General features: G+C 34.5%; 17 protein-coding genes. 7 read left to right on the plus strand and 10 right to left on the minus strand.

The window, feature by feature from the left end; genetic code table 11:
- Window positions 1–5: 5 nt before the first annotated feature.
- The 7 genes from IEV84_RS14170 to IEV84_RS14200 form a co-directional block, all read right to left on the minus strand.
- Window positions 6–2,300, minus strand: a complete 2,295-nt coding sequence (locus IEV84_RS14170) for a DNA topoisomerase 3 (RefSeq protein ID WP_188495044.1) — start codon at window positions 2,298–2,300, stop codon at window positions 6–8.
- 147 nt (window positions 2,301–2,447) lie between these two features.
- Complete coding sequence (gene hmpA / locus IEV84_RS14175; protein ID WP_188495046.1) at window positions 2,448–3,647, minus strand: NO-inducible flavohemoprotein; 1,200 nt, start codon at window positions 3,645–3,647, stop codon at window positions 2,448–2,450.
- Between the two features lie 85 nt (window positions 3,648–3,732).
- Complete coding sequence (locus tag IEV84_RS14180; protein WP_188495048.1) at window positions 3,733–4,083, minus strand: type ISP restriction/modification enzyme; 351 nt, start codon at window positions 4,081–4,083, stop codon at window positions 3,733–3,735.
- A gap of 76 nt (window positions 4,084–4,159) precedes the next feature.
- Window positions 4,160–4,750 (minus strand): 5'-methylthioadenosine/S-adenosylhomocysteine nucleosidase family protein, encoded by a 591-nt coding sequence (locus IEV84_RS14185; protein ID WP_188495050.1) that lies wholly within the window; start codon window positions 4,748–4,750, stop codon window positions 4,160–4,162.
- A 195-nt stretch (window positions 4,751–4,945) separates the two neighbouring features.
- Window positions 4,946–6,988 carry a protein-disulfide reductase DsbD family protein gene (locus tag IEV84_RS14190; protein ID WP_188495052.1) on the minus strand — a complete coding sequence of 681 codons (2,043 nt, stop codon included), beginning with the start codon at window positions 6,986–6,988 and terminating at the stop codon, window positions 4,946–4,948.
- Window positions 6,985–8,298, minus strand: a complete 1,314-nt coding sequence (tilS, locus tag IEV84_RS14195) for a tRNA lysidine(34) synthetase TilS (RefSeq protein WP_188495057.1) — start codon at window positions 8,296–8,298, stop codon at window positions 6,985–6,987. The genes IEV84_RS14190 and tilS overlap by 4 nt, the downstream gene beginning before the upstream one ends.
- Window positions 8,299–8,303: 5 nt before the next feature.
- Entirely contained in the window at window positions 8,304–9,590 is a 1,287-nt protein-coding gene (locus IEV84_RS14200; RefSeq protein ID WP_188495059.1) for an anthranilate synthase component I family protein, read from the minus strand.
- 196 nt (window positions 9,591–9,786) lie between these two features.
- Between IEV84_RS14200 and IEV84_RS14205 the strand changes: the two genes are divergently transcribed.
- Window positions 9,787–10,677, plus strand: coding sequence for a DUF4349 domain-containing protein (locus IEV84_RS14205; protein ID WP_188495061.1), 891 nt, complete (start codon window positions 9,787–9,789; stop codon window positions 10,675–10,677).
- A 315-nt stretch (window positions 10,678–10,992) separates the two neighbouring features.
- Complete coding sequence (locus IEV84_RS14210) at window positions 10,993–11,373, plus strand: DoxX family membrane protein (RefSeq protein ID WP_188495063.1); 381 nt, start codon at window positions 10,993–10,995, stop codon at window positions 11,371–11,373.
- A 111-nt stretch (window positions 11,374–11,484) separates the two neighbouring features.
- On the opposite strand, the gene IEV84_RS14215 is transcribed toward IEV84_RS14210, so the two are convergent.
- On the minus strand, window positions 11,485–12,435 hold the full coding sequence (locus IEV84_RS14215) for a PhoH family protein (protein ID WP_188495064.1): 951 nt from the start codon (window positions 12,433–12,435) through the stop codon (window positions 11,485–11,487).
- A 198-nt stretch (window positions 12,436–12,633) separates the two neighbouring features.
- Here IEV84_RS14215 and IEV84_RS14220 point away from each other — a divergent pair, with 198 nt between their 5' ends.
- The 4 genes from IEV84_RS14220 (at window position 12,634) to dnaN (ending at window position 17,153) form a co-directional block, all read left to right on the plus strand.
- Window positions 12,634–13,464, plus strand: a complete 831-nt coding sequence (locus IEV84_RS14220; protein WP_188495066.1) for an SAM hydrolase/SAM-dependent halogenase family protein — start codon at window positions 12,634–12,636, stop codon at window positions 13,462–13,464.
- Window positions 13,465–13,507: 43 nt separating this feature from the next.
- On the plus strand, window positions 13,508–14,233 hold the full coding sequence (gldF, locus tag IEV84_RS14225) for a gliding motility-associated ABC transporter permease subunit GldF (protein WP_188495068.1): 726 nt from the start codon (window positions 13,508–13,510) through the stop codon (window positions 14,231–14,233).
- On the plus strand, window positions 14,233–15,918 hold the full coding sequence (gldG, locus tag IEV84_RS14230; protein WP_188495070.1) for a gliding motility-associated ABC transporter substrate-binding protein GldG: 1,686 nt from the start codon (window positions 14,233–14,235) through the stop codon (window positions 15,916–15,918). The genes gldF and gldG overlap by 1 nt, the downstream gene beginning before the upstream one ends.
- 116 nt (window positions 15,919–16,034) lie before the next feature.
- Window positions 16,035–17,153, plus strand: a complete 1,119-nt coding sequence (gene dnaN, locus IEV84_RS14235) for a DNA polymerase III subunit beta (RefSeq protein WP_188495072.1) — start codon at window positions 16,035–16,037, stop codon at window positions 17,151–17,153.
- A gap of 372 nt (window positions 17,154–17,525) precedes the next feature.
- Here dnaN and IEV84_RS14240 read toward each other — a convergent pair whose 3' ends face one another.
- Window positions 17,526–19,298: a MutS-related protein gene (locus IEV84_RS14240; protein ID WP_188495074.1), complete on the minus strand. Its 1,773-nt coding sequence runs from the start codon at window positions 19,296–19,298 to the stop codon at window positions 17,526–17,528.
- A 166-nt stretch (window positions 19,299–19,464) separates the two neighbouring features.
- Window positions 19,465–20,298: a universal stress protein gene (locus IEV84_RS14245; RefSeq protein WP_188495076.1), complete on the minus strand. Its 834-nt coding sequence runs from the start codon at window positions 20,296–20,298 to the stop codon at window positions 19,465–19,467.
- A 146-nt stretch (window positions 20,299–20,444) separates the two neighbouring features.
- On the opposite strand from IEV84_RS14245, the gene mnmE reads away from it, so the two are divergent.
- Window positions 20,445–21,836, plus strand: a complete 1,392-nt coding sequence (mnmE, locus tag IEV84_RS14250; protein WP_188495078.1) for a tRNA uridine-5-carboxymethylaminomethyl(34) synthesis GTPase MnmE — start codon at window positions 20,445–20,447, stop codon at window positions 21,834–21,836.
- The last annotated feature ends 23 nt before the right edge of the window (window positions 21,837–21,859 follow it).

Below are 21,859 nucleotides of genomic sequence, written 5' to 3' on the forward strand. Positions count from 1 at the left end.
TTGTTTTATCGGGCTTCTTTACATAAAATAGCATAAACTAATTCTTTTGTAGCTTTTTGATTCTGAAGTTTTTCTCTGACAACTTCAAAAGTAACTTTAAAATCACAGCCAGATTTATATTCACTGCAACCATAAGCTGTGTTGCCTTTTATGATGGTTCCTTTTTGACATTTTGGACAGGATAATACATCCGATGGTACTTTTTCGATAGTTTTTTTAGGTTCTAATACCAATTGGAAATTTTCATCAAATCGTAATAAACCTTCGATAATACCAGTATCGGTTTTAAAGTCTTTTAAATTTACGGTAGAACCTTTTTGAAGCAATCGTAAGTATTGGTTTTCGGATATTTTTTTATCTGCAAAAGCAAAAGGCAATACAAAATCGCAACCGGATTTGTAGGAACTACAACCGAAAGCTGATTTTCCTTTTAACAATGTTCCTTTTTTACATTTCGGACAGGATTCAGCTGTAATTCCGGCGGCTTTCTTTTTCTCGACAGCTGCTTCTTGTTTTTGAATATTTCCGGCATGCGAAATATTAGCCCGGGTAGTCTCACTTCGAACTTCATACACCAAAGCATCCACCATTCGTTTCATATTATTGATAAACGCAGCAGCGGTAAAAGTGCTTTTTTCGATATCTTTTAGCTGCTTTTCCCAAGAACCGGTCAACTCCGCCGATTTTAATAAATCGTTTTGGATGATATCAATCAGCTGAATTCCCGTTGGCGTTGGCAATACCTGTTTTTTATTTCGAACGATGTACTGGCGCTTAAAAAGTGTTTCGATAATATTCGCCCGTGTTGATGGGCGTCCAATACCATTTTCTTTCATCAATTCGCGTAAATCTTCATCATCGACCTGCTTTCCTGCAGTTTCCATAGCACGCAGTAAAGTTGCCTCGGTAAACTGATTGGGCGGTTTGGTTTCTTTTTGAAGAAATGAAGGTTCGTGCGGTCCTTTTTCTCCCACAATAAAACTCGGTAACAAATCAGCTTCTTTTTCTTTTGCGTTAGGATCTTCAAAAACAACTCGGAATCCTTTTTTCAGAATTTCTTTTCCGGTTGTTTTAAAAGTTACATCAGCTGCTTTTCCAATTACTGTGGTGTTGGCAACCAGACAATCATCATAAAAAACAGCAATAAAACGCTTTACAATAATATCATACACCTGTTGCTGGTTGTGCGGCAGGTTATTTTGTATTCCTGTTGGAATTATAGCATGGTGATCGGTGACTTTTTTATCATTGAAAACCTTAGGCGATTTTTTAATTTTCTTTCCTAAAAGCGGTTCTGTCAATGCTGAATAATTAGTTAGTTTTTGAAGAATTCCGGGTACTTTTGGATAAATATCACCAGGCAAAAAAGTAGTATCTACTCTGGGATAGGTTACTACTTTTTGTTCGTACAAAGTCTGGACAATTTTCAGGGTTTCATCTGCCGAAAATCCAAACTTAGTATTGCAATACACTTGTAAACCTGTTAAATCAAATAATTTTGGAGCATATTCATTTCCATTCTTTTTTTCGACAGCAACAATTTCGAACTCGCTTTCTTTTACTTTGTTGGCTAAAAGTTCTCCATCTTCTTTTTTAAGAAAACGACCTTCTTCATAACTAAAAAGTGTTTCTCTGTACAAAGTTTGTAATTCCCAATAAGGCTGAGGAACGAAATTTTCGATTTCCTTAAAACGTTCCACCACCATTGCTAATGTAGGTGTTTGCACCCGACCAATGGACAAAACCTGTTTGTAACCACCGTGTTTTAGGGTGTACAAACGCGTCGCATTCATTCCTAATAGCCAGTCGCCAATGGCTCTGGAAAAACCGGCATAGAATAAGTTGTCGTAATTTGTGGCTGGTTTTAAATTTTCAAAACCTTCTTTTATGGCTTCAGTTGTTAAGGAGGAAATCCACAGTCGTTGTACTTCGCCTTTATAGTTGGCTTCGTTCATCACCCAGCGTTGAATTAATTCTCCTTCCTGTCCGGCATCCCCGCAATTGATAACCAATTCGGCTTTGTCAAACAAACTTTTTATAATTTTAAACTGCTTTTGGATTCCGGAATTTTCCACCACCTTAGTTTCGAATTTTTCGGGAAGCATCGGGAGGTTGTTCAAATCCCAACTTTTCCAGTGGGGCTTGTAATCATTAGGTTCTTTTAGCGTACATAAATGCCCAAAGGTGTAAGTTACTGCATAGCCGTTGCCTTCAAAATAGCCGTCATGTTTGGTGTTAGCACCCAAAACGGCTGCTATTTCTCTTGCTACACTTGGTTTTTCGGCAATACAGACCTTCATTTTCTCTTTCTAAATTTGAAGCCGCAAATTAGGAATTTTGAAATTGGGAATAAAGAGAAATCATCAGGAGTTATGAACTAAGCTAATTGTAAAAATAAAGCCGTTTCAATATTAATTTTGAAACGGCTTTCTTCATTTACTTCTATTTTAATTTAAGGAAACAGATTGAGGACCAAATTCTTCATAGAAAATATTCGCTTTATCAACATCAAACTCAATCAGAGTTTCATAATGTGCTTTGATGAAAGGAGCTGGTCCGCATAAATAGTAGCGGGCATTTTCTAGTAAAATTGCTTCTTTGCATTTTTTCAAATCCACTCTTCCTTTTATGATTTTATGTTCGGTATTTTCATCCGGATTTTCATTAAAGATATAGGTTTCCAACCAATCGGATTCTTTTTCGATAGTAGCTACACTATCTTTAAAAGCATGAACGGCATTGTTTCGACAGCCATGCACCCAAACAGTTTTGTTTTTGGTATTTTTTTCATTGGTCTCCAGCATGCTCAATAAAGGTGTTATTCCTACTCCGCCACTTATTAAAACTATCGGTGCTTTATCATCCTGCAAATAAAAATTTCCTGCCGGAGCCGATACATTTACCGTATCACCCACATTTAACTGATGCAATGTGTTAGAAACCATCCCTTCTGGTTGTTCTGAAATGGCGTTTTCTCTTTTTACAGAAATTCGGTAATATTCTGGATTAAAAGCTGTAGAAAGACTGTATTGTCGTGGTTGTAACAGTCCTAATTGTTCAACAAAAAACTGTACGCTGATGTATTGTCCTGCGGTATAAGAAACAATTTCTTTGCCATCCGACGGATATAAATAAAATGATTTTATTTCTTCGGATTCGTTTACGATGTCTTTAATTACAAAACTTCTCCAGCCGTTCCAGGCTCCCGTAGTTTGGGTGTTTTTAAGATAAAAACCGGCTTCAATGTCAATCATTATTTTTGCCAGTTCATTGTAAGCCGTTGTCCAGGCTTCTACTAATTCTGGAGTGGCTACATCTCCTAAAACTTCCTGTATCGAAGCAATTAAATGCTTGCCAACAATAGCATAATCCTGAGCCTGAATGTTTAAACTTACGTGTTTGTTTCCAATTCCTTTTAAAATATCAATCAATACAGACGGATTATCGATATGCGAAGCATAAGCCAAAACAGCTCCGGCAAGTGCGTGCTTTTGTTTGCCATTAGCCTGATTTCCCATATTGAAAACCGATTTTAATTCGGGGTTATGTTCAAACATTCGCTTGTAAAAATAGTCGGTAAGAATTGCACCGGAAGATTGTAAAATGGGGATTGTCGCTTTAATTAATTGTTTTTGTTCACTGTTCATAAGAGTCTATTTAATTTTTTTCAAAACTAACTTAGAACAGTAATTTGCTTTTATGATGCAAATCATAAAACTGTAATAAATAAGATTAAATGCTCTCCCAATTCAATTGGCTGACAGCAGTAAATTCAAGCTCTTTGATGATTTGTTGCTGGCGGAATTTCTTTCCAATACTGCTATCTTCCCAAAAAGAAGCAGCGTTTTTAGGATAAGGAATTTTTAAGTCTAAAATGGATAAGTTTTTTGTATTTTCTTTCGAATACAACCGAAAAACAATAGCATAAATATAATTGACAACATCATCAATAGTAAACTGAAGTTTGAAATCAGGTCGTAGATCTTCGTCAGTTTCAAAACAAACAGCACCAACTTCAAATTCCTCTTCAACAAATGGAATTTTAATAATTTCTTCTATTGTTTTTAAAACAGCTGCGTCCATTTTTGTATTGTACTATGAGTAATAGAATTGACTTTCAAAGGGAAAATTACAAAGCAGCAATCATTTTGATTTACTATTAGTAGCGATTAATTTGGAGAATTTCACCAAAAGCAACAGCAGCTTTGTGTACTAAAACCGTCCAGTCGTCGGCTGCATTGTCATCAGCACCATCTGAGATGTATTTCAAACATAAAAATGGAATCTTTTCTTTCATAGCTATGGTTGCCAGAGCATAGGCTTCCATATCCACAACGTCATATTTCGTTTCGCTATGTCCCATTTCAAAACTATCACCGGTACCGCAAATTCCCGCAGGAAGACTTTCCATAGGTAAACCATATTGTAATACCGTTGGCACACCCGAAAAAGGAGTTTCATACAATTCGTAACCCAAACCTCTCACATCCATATCGCGTTGTACAAACTGGGTACAGCAAACTACATCTCCTTTGCTAAATTGACTGCTTCCGGCAGATCCTAAATTCACAATTAATTCCGGCTTTTTTTGATGAATAGCCTTAGTTAATTCGTAAGAGGCATTGAGTTTTCCAATACCAGTGAACAACTTGTTGTGATGGTGAAAAATTTCGCCTGCTTCCATTTCTAAAGCAAATACAAAAAGTATATTTTCTAATGAATATTTGTGGGTTGGATTTATTGTTATCATTTGTATCTGTTGATTTGTACTGAGGATTTTTTAATAGATGCAAATTTAGATGTTCCTTGTAAAGGTGTAACTATTTTGAGGGCATTTTTTGAATTAATAAAAAGGATGGAAAGCAGAGTAGGGTTGTTACAATAAAATAGAATCCGATTAAAAATGAACATGCCCCAAAAAGTTAGACACTATTTGGGGTATTTTTTATTTAAACTTCGCGATTCCTGCATTCAACCAATTGTAATATTCATCAACACCTACATAGCTAATTGTTTGCTGCTCTGTATTTAAACTATTCCCTTCTAAATCGGTTAATACATACAAAGGCTGGGTATTGGTTTTGTATCTGGATATCATAAAATCAGTCCATTTATCACCGATGGTCTCAATTTCAGCACCTGTGGTTGGAGAAACAAACTGTTGTGCTTTTGGCAATGCTCTTTTATCATCGACATACAATGATATAAGCACAATTTTATCTTTTAAAATAGGTAAAACCTTTTTATCAGACCAAACATTGTTTTCCATTTTTCGGCAATTTACACAGGCAAATCCTGTAAAATCAAGCATAATGGGTTTATTTACTTTTTTAGCATAAGCCAATCCATATTGGTAATTATCAAAAACCAGCAAACCATGAGGACCTATTTTTCCTCCTTCGGGCAAATCAATTTTAGTCGAATTCCCACCGGAAACACTCAATCCCATTGGACTTTCACTGTATTCCATTGGTGGAGGAAATGCGCTGATTATTTTCAAAGGAGCACCCCAAAGTCCGGGAATTAAATAAATAGTAAAAGTCAACACCAATAATCCCATTCCTAATCGTCCAACTGAAATATGTGTAATCGGACTATCATGCGGCAAACTTATCTTTCCAAATAAATACAATGCTAAAGTTCCAAAAATAGCAATCCAAATCGCTAAAAACACTTCTCTTTCCAATAGATGCAATTGCAAAACCAAATCGGCATTCGATAAAAATTTAAAAGCCAAAGCCAATTCCAGGAATCCTAAAACTACTTTCACGGTATTTAACCAACCACCTGATTTAGGTAACGATTGCAGCCAACCCGGGAAAAAAGCAAACAACATAAATGGCAAAGCCAATGCTGTAGAAAAACCAAGCATCCCTACAATTGGTGCTAAACCTCCATTAGACGCTGCTTCAACCAGTAAACTTCCTACTATAGGTCCTGTACAGGAAAACGACACGACCGCCAGGGCTAATGCCATAAATACAATTCCTATTATTCCTCCTCTGTCGGCCTGACTGTCTAATTTATTTGCCCAGGAATTAGGTAATACCAATTCGAAAGCTCCTAAAAATGAAGCTGCAAAAACAACCAATAGCACAAAAAACAACAGATTAAACCAAACATTGGTTGATAAAGCATTTAAAGCTCCTGCTCCAAAAACAGCGGTAATAATAGAACCTAATAAAACATAAATTACAATAATTGAAATTCCGTAAATAATGGCATTTCGAATTCCTTTTGCTCGTGTTTTACTCTGTTTGGTAAAAAAACTAACGGTCATTGGAATCATCGGAAAAACACAAGGTGTTAACAAAGCTGTAAAACCAAACAAAAAAGCAACAAAAAAGATAGACCAAAGACTTCTTGAAGCTGTTGCAGTTGTTGTAGTCACAGCTTCTTTTTCGGGAGTTTCAATAACATTACTGGCACCAAGACCGGGAGTTATCGAGTCGGCTTTTATAGTATCAACAGTATTTGTGTTCTGAGCTACTGCTTCCAAAACATTCTTATTTTGATTTGGAACCGCAGCTGCAATTACATTCGAAGGAATTGAGAACGTAAAATTCTTCTTCAAATTAATACAAACCTCTTTACAAGCCTGATAATTCAATTCAACTTCGATTTTATCTAACTTTGGATTTATTATTTTAATTTCTTGCTGAATTTGAGCTTTACCTTCAAAAAAAGTTTCATTAACCTCAAAAATATCGTTATAAGCCGTTTTGGTTTTACTCTCTTTGGCTTTGCCAACCAAATTATAATTTCCCGACTGATTTTTAAAAACAACTTCCATAGGCAGTGGACCGCCATCGGGAGTAAACTGAGAATACATGTGCCATTCTTTCTCAATTACCGCATTAAAAGTCAATACGAAAACACCTTCTGACTTTTGTTCCATTTTAGTGGTCCATTTTACAGGATCTAAAATTTGTGAATTTACATTGATAAAAACCAAAAAAGCGGTAAGTAGAAATAATAGTTTTTTCATTGTTGCAATGCTATTTTTAATATATTTTTTGTGGAATTATTGATTTTAAATCGTTCGTCCTGCCGTATGCCAACCACCCAAACAATCTGATTTGCCGACCATAAAACCCAACAATTTCCTTTTTCCAGTAAAGATAATTTTTCGTCTTTAAAAAGTTTACTCAGTTTTTTAGTCTTTCCGTTCATCCCAAAAGGCTGAAAAGAATCACCTTCTTCCCATTGTTTCAAAACTAAAGGATACACTAATTTATCTTCGTCAACAAATATAATTGAATTTGAAGCTTCTAAAATAGCATCTGCTTCGCAAAAAGTAAGATTTAAGGGAATATTAACTTCTCTAACATTTTTTTCTATAAAATACTGTTCATCATTTGTTTCATCAACTATTGGACTTAATATTAGTTGGTTTCTGTCTTTCAGTAATCGAAAATCAGCCGAAAAAACCTGTTTACCGGATTGACTTTGAACTAAGGCATAAATATCCTTCCAGGCGGTAAAACCAAATTCATGTAACCATTGGTACAAATAGGATTGGTAATTAGGTAATCGTAGCAGCTGATTCAAATCAAAAACAATAGTTTCTCCTTCTTCTTTTGCCACTTGTTGGTAAACCATAATAGCAGCATCTTCCACTAATTCCTGAGATTCTTTCAAATAAGATTGTGTTTTTTGAAAAGACTCCATGAATTGTGGATTCAATTCTTTCAACAAAGGAACCAAATGGTGCCTGATTGTATTTCGTAGGTATTTATCAGAAGCATTACTGCTGTCTTCCCGCCACTGAATTTTATTTTCTTGGGCATAAGCTAGAATTTCTTCTCTGCTAAAAGGCAAAAGCGGACGAACCACTTTATCATTTTGAGCCGGAATCCCAACCAAACCCTCCAAACCGGTTCCCCGACTCAGATTAATTAGAAAAGTTTCGATAGCATCATCTGCATGATGAGCAGTCAGAATATAATCGTATTGTTCGGTTTCTAAAAGCTCATAGAACCAATTGTAACGCAGTTCACGAGCGGCAATTTGAGTCGAAAGCTTATAATCTTTTGCAAAAGCTTCGGTATCAAACTGTGTTAAAAAAAGCGGAATTTCATTTGCATTAGCGTATTCCTGAATAAAATTTTGATCTCCAAAACTCTCAAATCCCCGCAACTGAAAATTACAATGAGCCAGTGCGACTGAAAAATTTAATTCCCGGAATAAATGCACCATTACCATGCTGTCAATTCCTCCGCTGGTAGCCAAAAGAAGTTTAGTCTTTGCTAAAAAAGGAAAATTTTGACTGATATGTTTTTTGAGTTTATCGAGCATCGCATTTATTTTAAAACTTCAAACATGGCTTTGGCTTTCAGCAAACATTCTTCGTATTCTTTTTCAGGAACAGAAAGTGACGTAATTGCACTTCCTACCGAAAATGACAAATATTGATTTTGCTGATTGTACAAAATACTTCGGATAACGACATTAAAATCAAAATCGCCTTCAGGAGTAAAATAGCCCACAGCTCCGCTGTACAAACCTCTTTTAGTTTCTTCCAGTTCTTCGATAATTTTCATCACTGAAATCTTAGGAGCTCCGGTCATACTCCCCATTGGAAAAGTATGTTTCAAAGCATCTACTGCGGTGTATTGTACATCGAGTTTTGAAGTAATGGTGGAAATCATCTGATGCACTTGTAAAAAGGAATAAATCCCGCATAATTCAGTTACCTGAACCGAACCTTTTTGCGCCGTATGTGATAAATCATTTCGCACCAAATCGGTAATCATAATATTTTCAGCACGCTCTTTGTTATCGTTGGCTAATTTATTTTTTGATGCTTCGTCTTCAATTGGATCTAAAAATCGCTTTGCTGTTCCTTTTATAGGTTGCGAAATCAACAAATTGCCTTCTTTTTTCAGATAACGCTCGGGTGATGCTGATAGTAAAAATTGCTTATAATTTTTAAAGAACACTGCAAAAGGCGGTTTGGAAATTTTATTCAGCTTCCAAAAGACATCTAAAGGATCTATTTGAGCATTTTCGGCATAAAATTCCATACAAAAATTAGCCTCATACAAATCGCCATGATGGATATGTTCCAGCATTTTAGATACTTTTTCCTGATAACTTTCTGCTGAAATTCGTTGCTGAATATTAATATCGATATTCAATGTATCAAAATCAGCTGTAATAGAATTGATTTCTTCCCAATCAATTTCAAATTCATCATCACAAAAATTCAAATACCTAATTTCGAGTTGATTTCCTTTGGCTAAAAAGAGTTTTTTAGGTTGAAAGAAAAACAAATCCGGAAAATCTAAACCGTCAAAATTATTCGAAACTAAATTTTCTGTATCATTTTTTAAATCATAAGACAAATAGCCAAAAATCCAATCTCTAACGGATTGTTGGTATTGTTTTAAATCTTCAAAAGCATTAAAATAATCTGTTTTTATTGAAGTAAAAGCATCTACAGCCAAAATCCAATCGTAACTGGTATGCTCTTGCTGGTATTGGTTACTATCTAAAAAAGTCACTTCCCGAAATTGTTGTGACCATAATAAAAGCTGTTTTTTAATAGCAACGAGATGCGTTATGTCTTGTTTAAAGGATGTTCTCAAGGTAAAATTTTAAAAAGTAAAATTACAATAAAAAAAAACAGCTTCTACAGAAGAAATTATACAAAACTACAGTTTGGTTAAATAATTATTGAAAAAGATTTTTCTTACCTAAAACTCTTATATTTGATAGCGTATTTAAGCATGAAATTTGGAAAACAAACAATTAAAAATCATCTCCTTTAAATCAATCAAATCTATGAACAAAATGGTAAAAAGTAGTTTAATGGTTCTCACCTTTACATCATTATTGATAAGCTGTAAAAAAAGTGAATCCTTAGAAGAACAATCAACAAACGATGTTGTTGCAGAAGCAGCAGTTTCTTCCTCTGCTGCAGTAGAAAAACAGGACAGTACCCGAAAATTCGTCCGTACTGCCGATATAAAATTCAGAGTAAAATATGTTCCTCAAACCACCTACACCATTGAAAATATCACCCATAAATTTGATGGATTTGTCGCTTATACTAATTTACAAAGCAATATTATTGACCAATTTGAAACTAAAATCAGCCAGGACAGTACTCTGGAAACAACCCGATATAATATTGAAAACAATATCACCATTAGAGTACCTAATAAACGTTTGGATACCGTGATCAAGTGTATTGCAAAACAAATTGATTTTCTGGATTATCGCGTGATCAAAGCTGACGATGTTTCCATAAAAATGCTTTCAAACCAACTCGCACAAAAAAGAAGTGCTACTCAAGAAAAAAGAGTTGAAAAAGCCATTGATACAAAAGGTAAAAAAATCAACGATGTTATAGATGCCGAAAACAATTTGGCAAACCAAAAAGAGCAAAAAGATTTAGCTAAATTAGAAAATCTATCCATACAGGATCAAATTAATTTCAGCACCTTAACGATTCAAATATACCAACGTGAATCAGTGAAACAGGAAATGATTGCTAATACCAGAGATTACAATTATTACAAACCTAATATTGGAATACGCCTACTGGATTCACTAAAAGTAGGATGGAATGTTTTTATGGATATTATTGTGTTTTTATTTCAAATTTGGTGGTTGTTGTTAATCGGTTGGGGAGGATTTTTTATTTATAAAAAGTATTACATAAAAGAGTAAACAAAAATGATTTTCATATCAGTAAACAAAGGTGAATATAGACTTAATTCTCTGCTTTTTTCATAAGAAACATATAATTGATTATTAAATTAACATTTTTATAAATAATATTTTCCGTATATCAGAAAAATCAGTTTATTTTTTTGTAAATTTACTATACGTTATAAAATCCAATACGATACTCATCGTGTTGAATAATAAAAAATGCCAGTTTTTCTGATTGAAACGGTTTTGGGGAATGAGTTTTTGCTAACAATGAAAGTGCTGAACCGCGACAGAATTTTTTGATTTGTTAACCCATAAAACCAATATATCATGAAAATCGCAACCCTAATTGTTCGTACGTTAATGGGAGCTATATTCCTTTGTACTTCTCTAAGCTACTTTTTTATGCCAAGCCCTGAGCCCGTTTCAACAGGTGATTTCAAAGCATTTCAGGTGGGGCTTATTGCTTCAACTTACCTGATGCCATTGGCAAAATCAGTTGAATTTTTATGTGGTCTTTCTTTTCTGTTAGGAAAATTTACCACTTTAGCTAATATTGTAATTTTTCCGGTAATTATTAATATTGTACTAATCAATTACTTCTTAACTCCAAATAATCTTCCTATTGGTATTGGTATTCTTTTGGGTAATATCTTTCTAATATATTCACACTGGGAAAATTACAAAGGATTATTCAAAATGAACGGTTAAGCTAAAATTATCTCACAAAAAAAATCCCTAACTTCACGTCAGGGATTTTTTTGTGCCTAAAAAATTCCATAAAAAACTACGACTCAATTTAAAGTCGTAGTTTTTTATTGATTAATCAACGTTCTCAGTGTATTTATAAGCATCAATTACTTTTTTAACTAATCGGTGACGTACAATGTCTTTGTCATCCAGATAAATAATTCCAATGCCTTCAATGTCTTTTAAGACTAATAAAGCTTCTTTTAGACCTGAAATGGTTCTGCGAGGCAAATCAACCTGACCAGGATCTCCGGTAACCATGAATTTGGCATTTTTTCCCATACGGGTTAAAAACATCTTCATCTGCGAGTGAGTCGTGTTTTGAGCTTCATCCAGAATTACAAAAGCATTATCCAGTGTTCGTCCCCGCATAAATGCCAATGGTGCAATCTGGATAATTCCTTTGGCAATATGATCTTCCAGTTTTTCGTTGGGAATCATATCGCGCAAAGCATCATAAAGTGGCTGCATGTACGGATCCAGTTTTTCTTTCATATCTCCCGGAAGAAAACCTAAATTTTCCCCGGCTTCTACTGCCGGACGGGTAAGGATGATACGTTTTACCTGTTTTTCTTTCAATGCTTTTACAGCCATCGCTACTCCGGTGTACGTCTTTCCTGTTCCTGCCGGTCCCACAGCAAAAACCATGTCGTTTTTGTTGATGGTGTCAACCAATAATTGTTGGTTAGGAGTCATTGCTTTTACAATTTTTCCTCCTACTCCATGTACTAAAATTTTGTCATTAGGACTCATTTTTCGGTCGTCCTGAATATCTCCTAAAATTACGCGTTCAATCACATTATCATCAATATTATTGTAACGTGTAAAATGAAGCATTAATCTTTGAAAACGCCTTTCGAACTCGTCCAGAATGTCTTTTTCTCCAAATGCTTTTAAAGTTGTTCCTCTGGCAACTATTTTTAATTTTGGATAGTATTTTTTAATGGTTTCAAGATGAGTGTCTTGAGCACCCCAAAACTCTTTTGGAGCGATGTCTATGAGCTCGATGATTCTTTCGTTCAAAAGGTATAATTTTAGAATATTACTAAATCAATTAAAAATCTAATCCAAAAGGCTCCCGGACCTTAGGTTTTATTTGGTTACTATTTCGAATTTGTTTTTGCTTTTTTGCTTTGTATGAATTTACTAATTATTAGCTTTGCATATCTCAAATTTAATGAAAATTAATTTTAGATTTCACCAATAGTTATAAACAAAAATATGTCAATAATTACCCTTACTACCGATTACGGCTTGAAAGATCACTTTGTTGGTTCGTTGAAAGGGAAAATTTTATCCGAGTATCCGGAAGCCCAAATTATTGATATTTCGCATGATATAGATCCGTTTAATATAGTAGAAGCCAGTTACATTATTGGAGCTTCTTATTCCAGTTTTCCCAAAGGAACCGTTCATCTTATTGGTGTGGATATGGAATTGAATAAAGAAAATCAACACATTGTAATGCAATGGAACGATTCGTACTTTATTGCAGCCGATAACGGGATTTTAAGTATGCTTTCGCAAAAGATTGTCCCGCAAAAAATTGTAGCCATTAATATCCACGACCGTTTACCAAGTGACGCTTCGGGACTGGATGTTTTTGTTACCGTAGCCTGTCATATTGCCCGAGGCGGTTTACTGAATGTTATTGGAAAAGAAATCAGCTCTTTAAAAGAAATAACCGAAATGAAAGCGGTAGTTGCTAATGATTCCAACAGTCTGAAAGGACATGTTATCTATATCGATCATTTTGGAAATGTAGTGACCAATATCACTAAAAAACAATTTCTGGAAGTAGCCAAAGGACGTCCTTATGAAATCCAGATGAAGACTAAAAACATCAAAACCATTTTACCGAATTATTCTGCGATTGCCATATCTGACAAATACCCTATTAAGAATTACGAAGGAGAAAAACTGGCCATTTTTAACGAAGCTGGTTATCTTGAAATTGCCATTTTCAGAAGTAATCCCTCCAAAATTGGTTCGGCTAATAGCTTATTGGGATTGAATTATCGTGATGCCGTAACTATTGAATTTAAGAATTAAAAAAATCAAATAACCAAATTAACAAATACACGAATAAACATATATGAAAACCCTATTATTACGTGAAATTAAATCCTTTTTTGGTTCGCCCATAGGTTATTTAGTTATCGCTATTTTTCTAATTACCAATGGATTATTTCTTTGGGTTTTTGAAGGCGATTACAACATTCCAAATTCAGGATTTGCCGATATGACCCCGTTTTTCACTTTGGCACCATGGATTTTAATTTTCCTGATTCCGGCGGTAACCATGCGCTCTTTCTCTGACGAAAGAAAACAGGGAACTTTGGAATTATTGTTAACAAAACCTCTTTCTGTTTGGCAAATCGCTAATGGGAAATTCCTTGGTGCAATGTTGTTAATCATCATCGCTATTGTACCAACCTTTATATATGTTTGGGTAATTTCCAATTTAGGAATGCCGGAAGGAAATATCGATATGGGAAGCACAATCGGTTCTTATTTTGGACTTTTGTTCTTAATTGGCGCTTATTCTTCAATTGGAATATTCACTTCTTCCTTATCTGACAATCAGATTGTAGCTTTTATACTAGCCGTGTTTTTATGCTTCTTTTTCTATTTTGGCTTGGAAGGATTTGCTTCAGTTATTCCGTCATTTTCTTCAAAAATTTCAGTTTTAGGAATGCAAAATCACTTTAAAAGTATGAGCCGTGGTGTTATTGACACCCGCGATTTAATTTATTTCATAAGTCTTACACTGGCTTTTCTTTCGTTTACTGTTTACCAACTTAAATCTTTTAAATTGTAATGATAACTGCTAAAAAAAGAAACTTAAAATCAGTTGTAATTACAATAGCTATTCTGTTAGTACTAAATATTGTTGGTAATTACTTTTTTCATCGTTTTGATTTAACCAAAGACAAAAGATATACCTTATCGCAAACTTCTTTGAACATTATCAAAGAGGTCAAAGAGCCGCTTTCGATAAAAATTTACATGGAAGGCGATTTGCCTGCTGAATTCAAAAGATTACAACAGGAAACCAAAGAATTACTGGAAGAATTTCAGGCTTACAATTCGAATATTGTTTTCGAATTTGTGAATCCTTTAGAAAATGAAGACGATAGCATGAATAACATCAAAGCGTTGTACATGAAAGGTCTGACTCCTGTAAACATTACCGTTGACGACAAAGGAAAACAATCGCAAGCGATGGTTTTTCCGTGGGCAATAGCTGTCTATCACAACAAAGAGGTGAATATCCCATTGTTAAAAAACATTATGGGAGTCTCAACTACCGAAAAAGTAATTGGTTCAGTACAACATTTGGAATACTCCATTGCCGACGCTTTAAATAAAATCACTAAAGAGAAACAAAAAAAGATAGCCGTAATTAAAGGAAACGGCGAAATTCAGGATGTTTTAATTGCTAAATTTCTTTTACAAATAAGGGAAAGTTACCACATTGGACCATTTACTTTGGATTCGGTTGCCCAAAATCCAATTGGAACATTAGACGCTTTAAAAAAATACGATTTAGCCATTATTGCCAAACCAACGGAAGCGTTTACGGATGCCGAAAAACAAGTCTTAGACCAGTTTGTCATCAATGGCGGAAAAAGTATGTGGCTTATAGACCAAACAACAGCAGAAATGGATAGTTTGTACAATGACGCAGGCGCCACACTGGCTTTTCCCAGAAATTTGAATCTGAACGATATGTTCTTTAAATACGGAATCAGAATTAATCCTGATATTGTAAAAGACGAACAAGGCAGCCCAATAAAACTGGCAACAGGTGAACAAGGCAGCGCAACACAGTACCAAACTTTCAACTGGAAATTTGCACCTTTAGTTTACCCTGTAAGTCAGCATCCGATTGTAAAAAATCTGGGCGGAATTAAATTTGATTTTGCTAATGCAATTGATACTTTGAAAAACGGAATCAAGAAAACGGTTTTGTTACAATCTTCACAATATTCTAAAAAAACAGGGACGCCTTCTGAAATTAATTTGAATATTGTAGCCGAAGAAACCAGTCCGAATCATTACATCAATACCGGAAATATTCCGATGGCGGTTTTATTAGAAGGCAACTTTCATTCGGCATTTGAAAACAGGGTTTTAGCTTTCAAACAAAACAATTTTGAAACCGAAGGGAAAGAGAATAAAATGATTGTGATTTCGGATGGTGATATCATCAAAAATCAATTGGATAAAAATTATGCTCCTGTAGAATTAGGATTTGATCAACGTTCGGGGAATTTATACGACAACAAAGATTTCCTGCTTAACTCTGTGAATTATCTCCTTGATGACAGCGGACTTATTAACATTCGAAGCAAGGATTTAGATTTGCCTTTGTTAGACAAAGAGAAGGTTTTTGAAAACTACACCCAGACGCAAGTCATAACTATCGGGCTTCCAATTCTAATTTTAGGCATTTTTGGAGCCGTATTTAGCTTTTTAAGAAAGCGTAAATACAGCAGATAGATGTTAATAAAAATTTTTCTAAACTAGATTTGTTTACGATATATTTGTAAAAATGTATCATTTGCAAATTCTGATAAAGGATACCATTTTCAATAAAAAACAAATATAATCTTCATATGAAATTTATAGTATCGAGTTCGTACTTATTAAAGCAGTTACAAGTTTTAGGAAGCGTTATCAATAGTAGCAATACCCTGCCTATTCTGGACAACTTCTTATTTGAATTAGACAACAATGAATTGACCGTTTCTGCTTCTGATTTAGAAACTACCATGTCGGCGACTTTATCTATCGATTCTACCAGTAAAGGAAGCGTTGCTGTACCGGCTAAATTACTTTTGGAAATCTTAAAAACATTCCCGGAACAACCACTTACTTTTACCGTTGAAGAAAACAGCACTATAGAAATCAGCTCTAATTCAGGAAAATATGCTTTAGCTTATGCTCCTGGAGAAGAATTCCCTAAAGCAGTAAACTTAGACGAACCATCTGTAACTTTAGTTCCTGCTGATGTATTAGCGACAGCGGTAAGCAAAACCATTTTTGCTGCCGGAAACGATGATTTACGTCCGGTGATGTCAGGAGTATTCTTCCAGTTTTCTCCACAAGGTTTAACTTTTGTGGCTACAGATGCTCACAAATTAGTAAAATATGCCCGTACGGATGTTACCGCATCTCATGTTGCTGATTTTATTATGCCCAAAAAACCTTTGACTATTTTAAAAAATATTCTGTCAACATCTGATGCTGAAGTAAAAATCGAATACAACGATTCGAATGCTACTTTTTCTTTTGACAACTACGTATTAATGTGTCGTTTGATTGATGGGAAATATCCAAATTACGAAGCGGTTATTCCAAAAGAAAATCCAAATAAATTAATGATTGACCGTTCTCAGTTTTTGAGTTCTGTACGTCGTGTGGCTATCTTTTCGAACAAAACAACTCATCAGATTCGTTTAAAAATTGCCGGAGCTGAATTGAATGTTTCTGCTGAAGATATTGATTACTCAAACAAAGCCGAAGAAAGACTGACTTGTGATTATCAGGGTGATGATATGCAAATAGGTTACAACTCTCGTTTTCTGACTGAGATGCTAACTAACTTACAATCAGATATGATTATGCTGGAAATGTCCTTACCTAACCGTGCCGGGATTTTAACTCCTGTTGACGGATTAGAAGAAGGTGAAACAGTTACCATGCTGGTGATGCCGGTAATGCTAAATAGTTAAGAAATATTTAAGAAAAAAACAGGTTTTATTTTTGATTTTCAAATATAATACTTATCATTGCGAACTATTAACCAACCATTTTTTATATTTAAAAAACCGCGATTCCTCCTAGAAAAGCGGTTTTTTTTCGTTTTTGACAGCCACGAATACACGAAAAAACAAATCTTTTCTTTTAATTCCACTAATTCATTAAATGCTACGACACTTTTATTTCCAATAGTCGTAAATGCAGTAATGAATTCAAATCTCTAAAATCGTTTTAACCATTAATCTACAGTAATCAGAAAAGTTTATGAATGCCCATTTTTTTTGTGTAATACAATGAACATAAATATTTAAAAAAAACATTCGTGAATTAGTGGCTAAATAAAATCAAATAACCTCCATTTTTTTCATTAAAAAAGTAGCGCTTTTATTTCGGCAAATTCCTTCGCGTAATTTATAATCAAAATGCAAATCATTATCTATGATTTCGACCTCAAAGCAATTATTACTTAAAATACCGGGATAATCATTGGTAGTCAAACAAACCTCGATATCATGGGTAGCAATAGCTCCTATGGCTTTTTTAGCAATTACTTTTTTAAGCACTTCTATTGTTCCGTTGCGTTTATCATCCGAATTGGTTCCTCTTAAAATTTCGTCCAGCAAAACAAAAGCAGGCTGTTCTTCTAAAGCGTCCATAATTTGCTTCAAGCGTTTTATTTCAGCAAAGAAATAGGATTCGCTGTCCGATAAGGAATCTGATAATCGCATCGAAACTAAAACCGGCAACGGATGGATATCGGCCTGAGTAGCACAAACTACTGAACCAGTACCTACTAAAACCATATTGATTCCTAAACTTCTCAGAAAAGTACTTTTCCCGGACATATTAGAACCCGTCAAAATCATAAACGACTGCGGATAAAAATGAACATCATTACCTATTCTGGTCTTTGGATTCAATAAAGGATGACTCAAATTAGAAAAGCCAATTTTATAGTCGGAATTAATTGTTGGGAAAACAAAATCAGGATTGTTATATGAAAAATTAGCCAGGCTGTTTAATTTTTCAAATTCACCAATAACCATCAGCCAGTCCTCAAGAACTTCAGCATGTTCTTTTTTCCATTCCAGCAATGCTTTTAACACATGAAGATTAAAAAGAAAAGTTCCGTTGAACAATGTTGCGGTAATCAAATTCGAAATAGTATCCATTCTCGAAAACAACTCTGACAGTTTTTTCAAATGTGTGCTGGCGTTAGCCGATTTGAATTGGAGTCTTTGCTGTAAATCGATTAATTTTTGAGAATGAAATGTTTCCGATTCAATCTTTTTTACTAATAAACTGTATTGATGAATGATGGAATCTATTTTTCCCGAATTAGCAATTTCTAACTGAATTCGTTTCACAAATTTTCCAAGGATAATTAAATTGAAAATAAACAAATACGAAAGACACTTTACCCAAACCAGATTATCGGTTATCAAATAACCTAGAAATGCTGCAAAAAATAAAGCAGGACTCACATAAGACAATACAATTGTACTTTTAGATAATGTTGAACCAGAGTTTTTACTCCACTTTAACAAACCTTCATAACTGGATTGATTATCCTGACTTACTTTGGCGAAAGCCAAAAACTCCTGCCGCCAGTCTAACTTTTCAGTTAATTCTTTTATAGCCTGCTGATTTTCCAGAATCTCATCATTTGTTGCTTTATGCAATAAAGTTTCAGCTAATGTTTTTTTACCAATAAAAGTAGCAGTTCTGTTTAGATTCTGAAACAAAGAATGTGCTCCAAAAATATCCAAATCATAAGCATAAGGATGATGCAAATCCTGAAATTCCACACCATTTTCAAAAGGGATTTTTTCTCTTTTCAGAAACGAAATTTCATCTTCGTTGATATTTAATAATGCCTTCTTTAAAAGTCGCTGAAAAGACAATCGGGAATGGATTCGCATTAAAATCAAAAAAACAGCAAAAAATAATGCTGCCAAAAACAGCCATAAAATTTGAGTTTTTTGAAAATAAAAATAAAGTGAAGTTAAAAACAAAAAGACACTCAACAACCGAAACAAACTGATTGTATTGTACTTGGTATTGATTTTGCTTAATTCAGCCGTAAAAAATTCAGCCTTATGCTTATAAATATCCATAATCTATCAAATGAGACACAAATATAAACTAGCTCAATCGCAAATTGACCAATTTTAGCTAATTGTTATTTAAAAAATTACCGCAGATTCGCATATTAAAAACAAATCTGTGAATCTGCGGTTAAAAAATCGTAAATTAATAGCTAAAAATAATTATCAAAACGAATCAGTTTATTGGAATCGCCAAAACAGGTATGTCCAAATGAGCCGCACAATCATTGGTCAGGCTATGATGAAATAAATTTTCGAAAAAATTGCGTTTATAGGTTAACATCACCAAAACATCTACCTCTTTAAACATTATAAAATCCAAAATACTTTCTTTGACTTCTTCACTAAAAATCACATTAAAATCAATTGGTTCATTGGCAAATTCAGTTTCCCATTCTTTAATGGTTTCTTTAGTCACATCAGAACTGTCTTTTTTAACGTAAAGGCATTTAATTTTTGCTTTCATTTTTTTAGCAATTACTAAAACTTCTCTCAAAGCAATTTTATCTTTGGGTCTGAAACGGGTGGTAAAAACAATATTTTTTATGGGTTTAAATGCTGCATTGGCAGGAATACTCAAAACAGGAATACTCACATCAGAGATTACTGCTGTAGTTTGAGTGCCTAACAATAAATCCGACCAATTCTTAGCTCCTTCGGTTCCCATAATGATATAATCAATATGATCTTCTTTGATCGCTCTTTCAATAGTTGCTAATAAATTGCCATCCATGAGTCGGTGTGTCATTTTAATAGAACTCAAATTACGTTGTTGAGCAATTGCATGCAGTTTAGGCAACTCTTCCTTGAAAACCTCAAACTCCGTCAATTCTACTGATTCGTATATCAGCATGTAATTTTCAGGGAAATACTGACTGTCAAAAACAGGCAAATCAAAAGCGTGCAACAATATTAACTCACCATCAACACTTTTAGCAAACTCTAAGGCGTGTACAAAAGCATTGGTTGCTGCTTCGGAAAAATCGGTAGGAAATAAGATGCGTTTCATTGTAAACAACTTAAAAAATTAGACATCGACTGATTGAATAAAGATACAATTTTAACGCTTTAATTCCCAACAAAATGTGCTTTTATATTAAGCCTTTCAATAATACTTCATTAGATTTAGTACCTTTGCAGCCAATAATTAAGAAAATGCTAAACAAGGATTCTATAGTAGCACTGGCTACAGCTTCGGGTGCCGGAGCTATAGCTATTATTCGTATTTCAGGTCAGGATGCGATAGGTATTGCCAACTCTGTTTTTAAATCAATTAAGGAAAAAGACTTAACTAAGCAAAAAACGCATACTTTGCATTTAGGACATATTGTTGATGGCGCTAAAACACTGGATCAGGTATTGGTTTCTGTATTCAAAGGTCCTAATTCTTATACAGGAGAAAATACCGTTGAAATTTCCTGTCACGGTTCTACTTATATCCAGCAACAAATTATTCAGTTATTGCTCCGAAAAGGCTGTCGCATGGCCGATGCGGGCGAATTTACGCTGCGCGCTTTTTTAAACGGGAAACTCGATTTATCGCAAGCTGAAGCCGTTGCCGATTTGATTGCTTCAGATAATGAAGCCAGTCACCAAATTGCAATGCAGCAAATGCGCGGTGGATTTTCGAATGAAATTGCCAAACTACGTGAAGAACTATTGAATTTTGCTTCTTTAATCGAACTCGAATTAGACTTTGCCGAAGAAGATGTGGAATTTGCTGACAGAACTCAGTTCAACGAATTAATCAACCGAATCGAATTTGTTTTAAAACGACTGATCGACTCCTTTGCTGTTGGAAACGTCATCAAAAACGGTATTCCTGTAGCCATTGTAGGCGAACCAAATGTTGGGAAATCAACACTTTTAAACGCTTTGTTGAACGAAGAACGCGCCATCGTTTCGGATATTGCCGGAACAACACGTGATACTATCGAAGACGAATTAGTCATTGGAGGAATCGGATTTCGTTTTATCGATACGGCCGGAATTCGTGAAACTCAAGACGTAGTAGAAAGCATCGGAATCAAAAAAACTTTTGAAAAAATCGAACAGGCTCAGGTGGTTGTCTATTTAGTGGACAGTGTTCAGTGTTCAGAAAGCAGTATTAAAAATGTTCAGCTGGAACTCGAAAAAATAAAAAATCAGTTTCCACTAAAACCATTAGTTATTATTGGTAACAAAAAGGATTTACTTTCAGAATCTCAAATCCAAAATTTAAAATCTGAAATCCAAAATATTCTATTAATTTCTGCTAAACAAAACATCGGAGTCGAAGAACTCAAAAACCAATTGTTGTCTTTTGTCAACACCGGAGCTTTACGCAACAACGAAACTATTGTGACCAACACAAGACATTATGATTCTTTATTAAAAGCTTTAGAAGAAATCCAAAAAGTAAAATACGGACTGGAAACCAATCTTTCCAGCGACCTCATGGCTCTTGATATCAAAGAAGCTTTGTATCAATTCGGAATGATTACCGGACAGGTGACTAATGATGAATTACTTGGAAATATCTTTGCTAATTTCTGTATTGGGAAGTAGTATCAGGAGTTAGAAGTTAAAGT

It is taken from the genome of Flavobacterium palustre (assembly GCF_014639535.1).
GTDB lineage: Bacteria > Bacteroidota > Bacteroidia > Flavobacteriales > Flavobacteriaceae > Flavobacterium > Flavobacterium palustre.

What these genes read in the sequence shown, in the direction of transcription:
- IEV84_RS14170 (WP_188495044.1), bottom strand. Translation starts at nt 2,300, where the DNA reads ATGAAGGTCTGTATTGCCGAAAAACCAAGTGTAGCAAGAGAAATAGCA.
- hmpA (WP_188495046.1), bottom strand. Translation starts at nt 3,647, where the DNA reads ATGAACAGTGAACAAAAACAATTAATTAAAGCGACAATCCCCATTTTA.
- IEV84_RS14180 (WP_188495048.1), bottom strand. Translation starts at nt 4,083, where the DNA reads ATGGACGCAGCTGTTTTAAAAACAATAGAAGAAATTATTAAAATTCCA.
- IEV84_RS14185 (WP_188495050.1), bottom strand. Translation starts at nt 4,750, where the DNA reads ATGATAACAATAAATCCAACCCACAAATATTCATTAGAAAATATACTT.
- IEV84_RS14190 (WP_188495052.1), bottom strand. Translation starts at nt 6,988, where the DNA reads ATGAAAAAACTATTATTTCTACTTACCGCTTTTTTGGTTTTTATCAAT.
- tilS (WP_188495057.1), bottom strand. Translation starts at nt 8,298, where the DNA reads ATGCTCGATAAACTCAAAAAACATATCAGTCAAAATTTTCCTTTTTTA.
- IEV84_RS14205 (WP_188495061.1), top strand. Translation starts at nt 9,787, where the DNA reads ATGAACAAAATGGTAAAAAGTAGTTTAATGGTTCTCACCTTTACATCA.
- IEV84_RS14210 (WP_188495063.1), top strand. Translation starts at nt 10,993, where the DNA reads ATGAAAATCGCAACCCTAATTGTTCGTACGTTAATGGGAGCTATATTC.
- IEV84_RS14220 (WP_188495066.1), top strand. Translation starts at nt 12,634, where the DNA reads ATGTCAATAATTACCCTTACTACCGATTACGGCTTGAAAGATCACTTT.
- gldF (WP_188495068.1), top strand. Translation starts at nt 13,508, where the DNA reads ATGAAAACCCTATTATTACGTGAAATTAAATCCTTTTTTGGTTCGCCC.
- gldG (WP_188495070.1), top strand. Translation starts at nt 14,233, where the DNA reads ATGATAACTGCTAAAAAAAGAAACTTAAAATCAGTTGTAATTACAATA.
- dnaN (WP_188495072.1), top strand. Translation starts at nt 16,035, where the DNA reads ATGAAATTTATAGTATCGAGTTCGTACTTATTAAAGCAGTTACAAGTT.
- IEV84_RS14240 (WP_188495074.1), bottom strand. Translation starts at nt 19,298, where the DNA reads ATGGATATTTATAAGCATAAGGCTGAATTTTTTACGGCTGAATTAAGC.
- IEV84_RS14245 (WP_188495076.1), bottom strand. Translation starts at nt 20,298, where the DNA reads ATGAAACGCATCTTATTTCCTACCGATTTTTCCGAAGCAGCAACCAAT.
- mnmE (WP_188495078.1), top strand. Translation starts at nt 20,445, where the DNA reads ATGCTAAACAAGGATTCTATAGTAGCACTGGCTACAGCTTCGGGTGCC.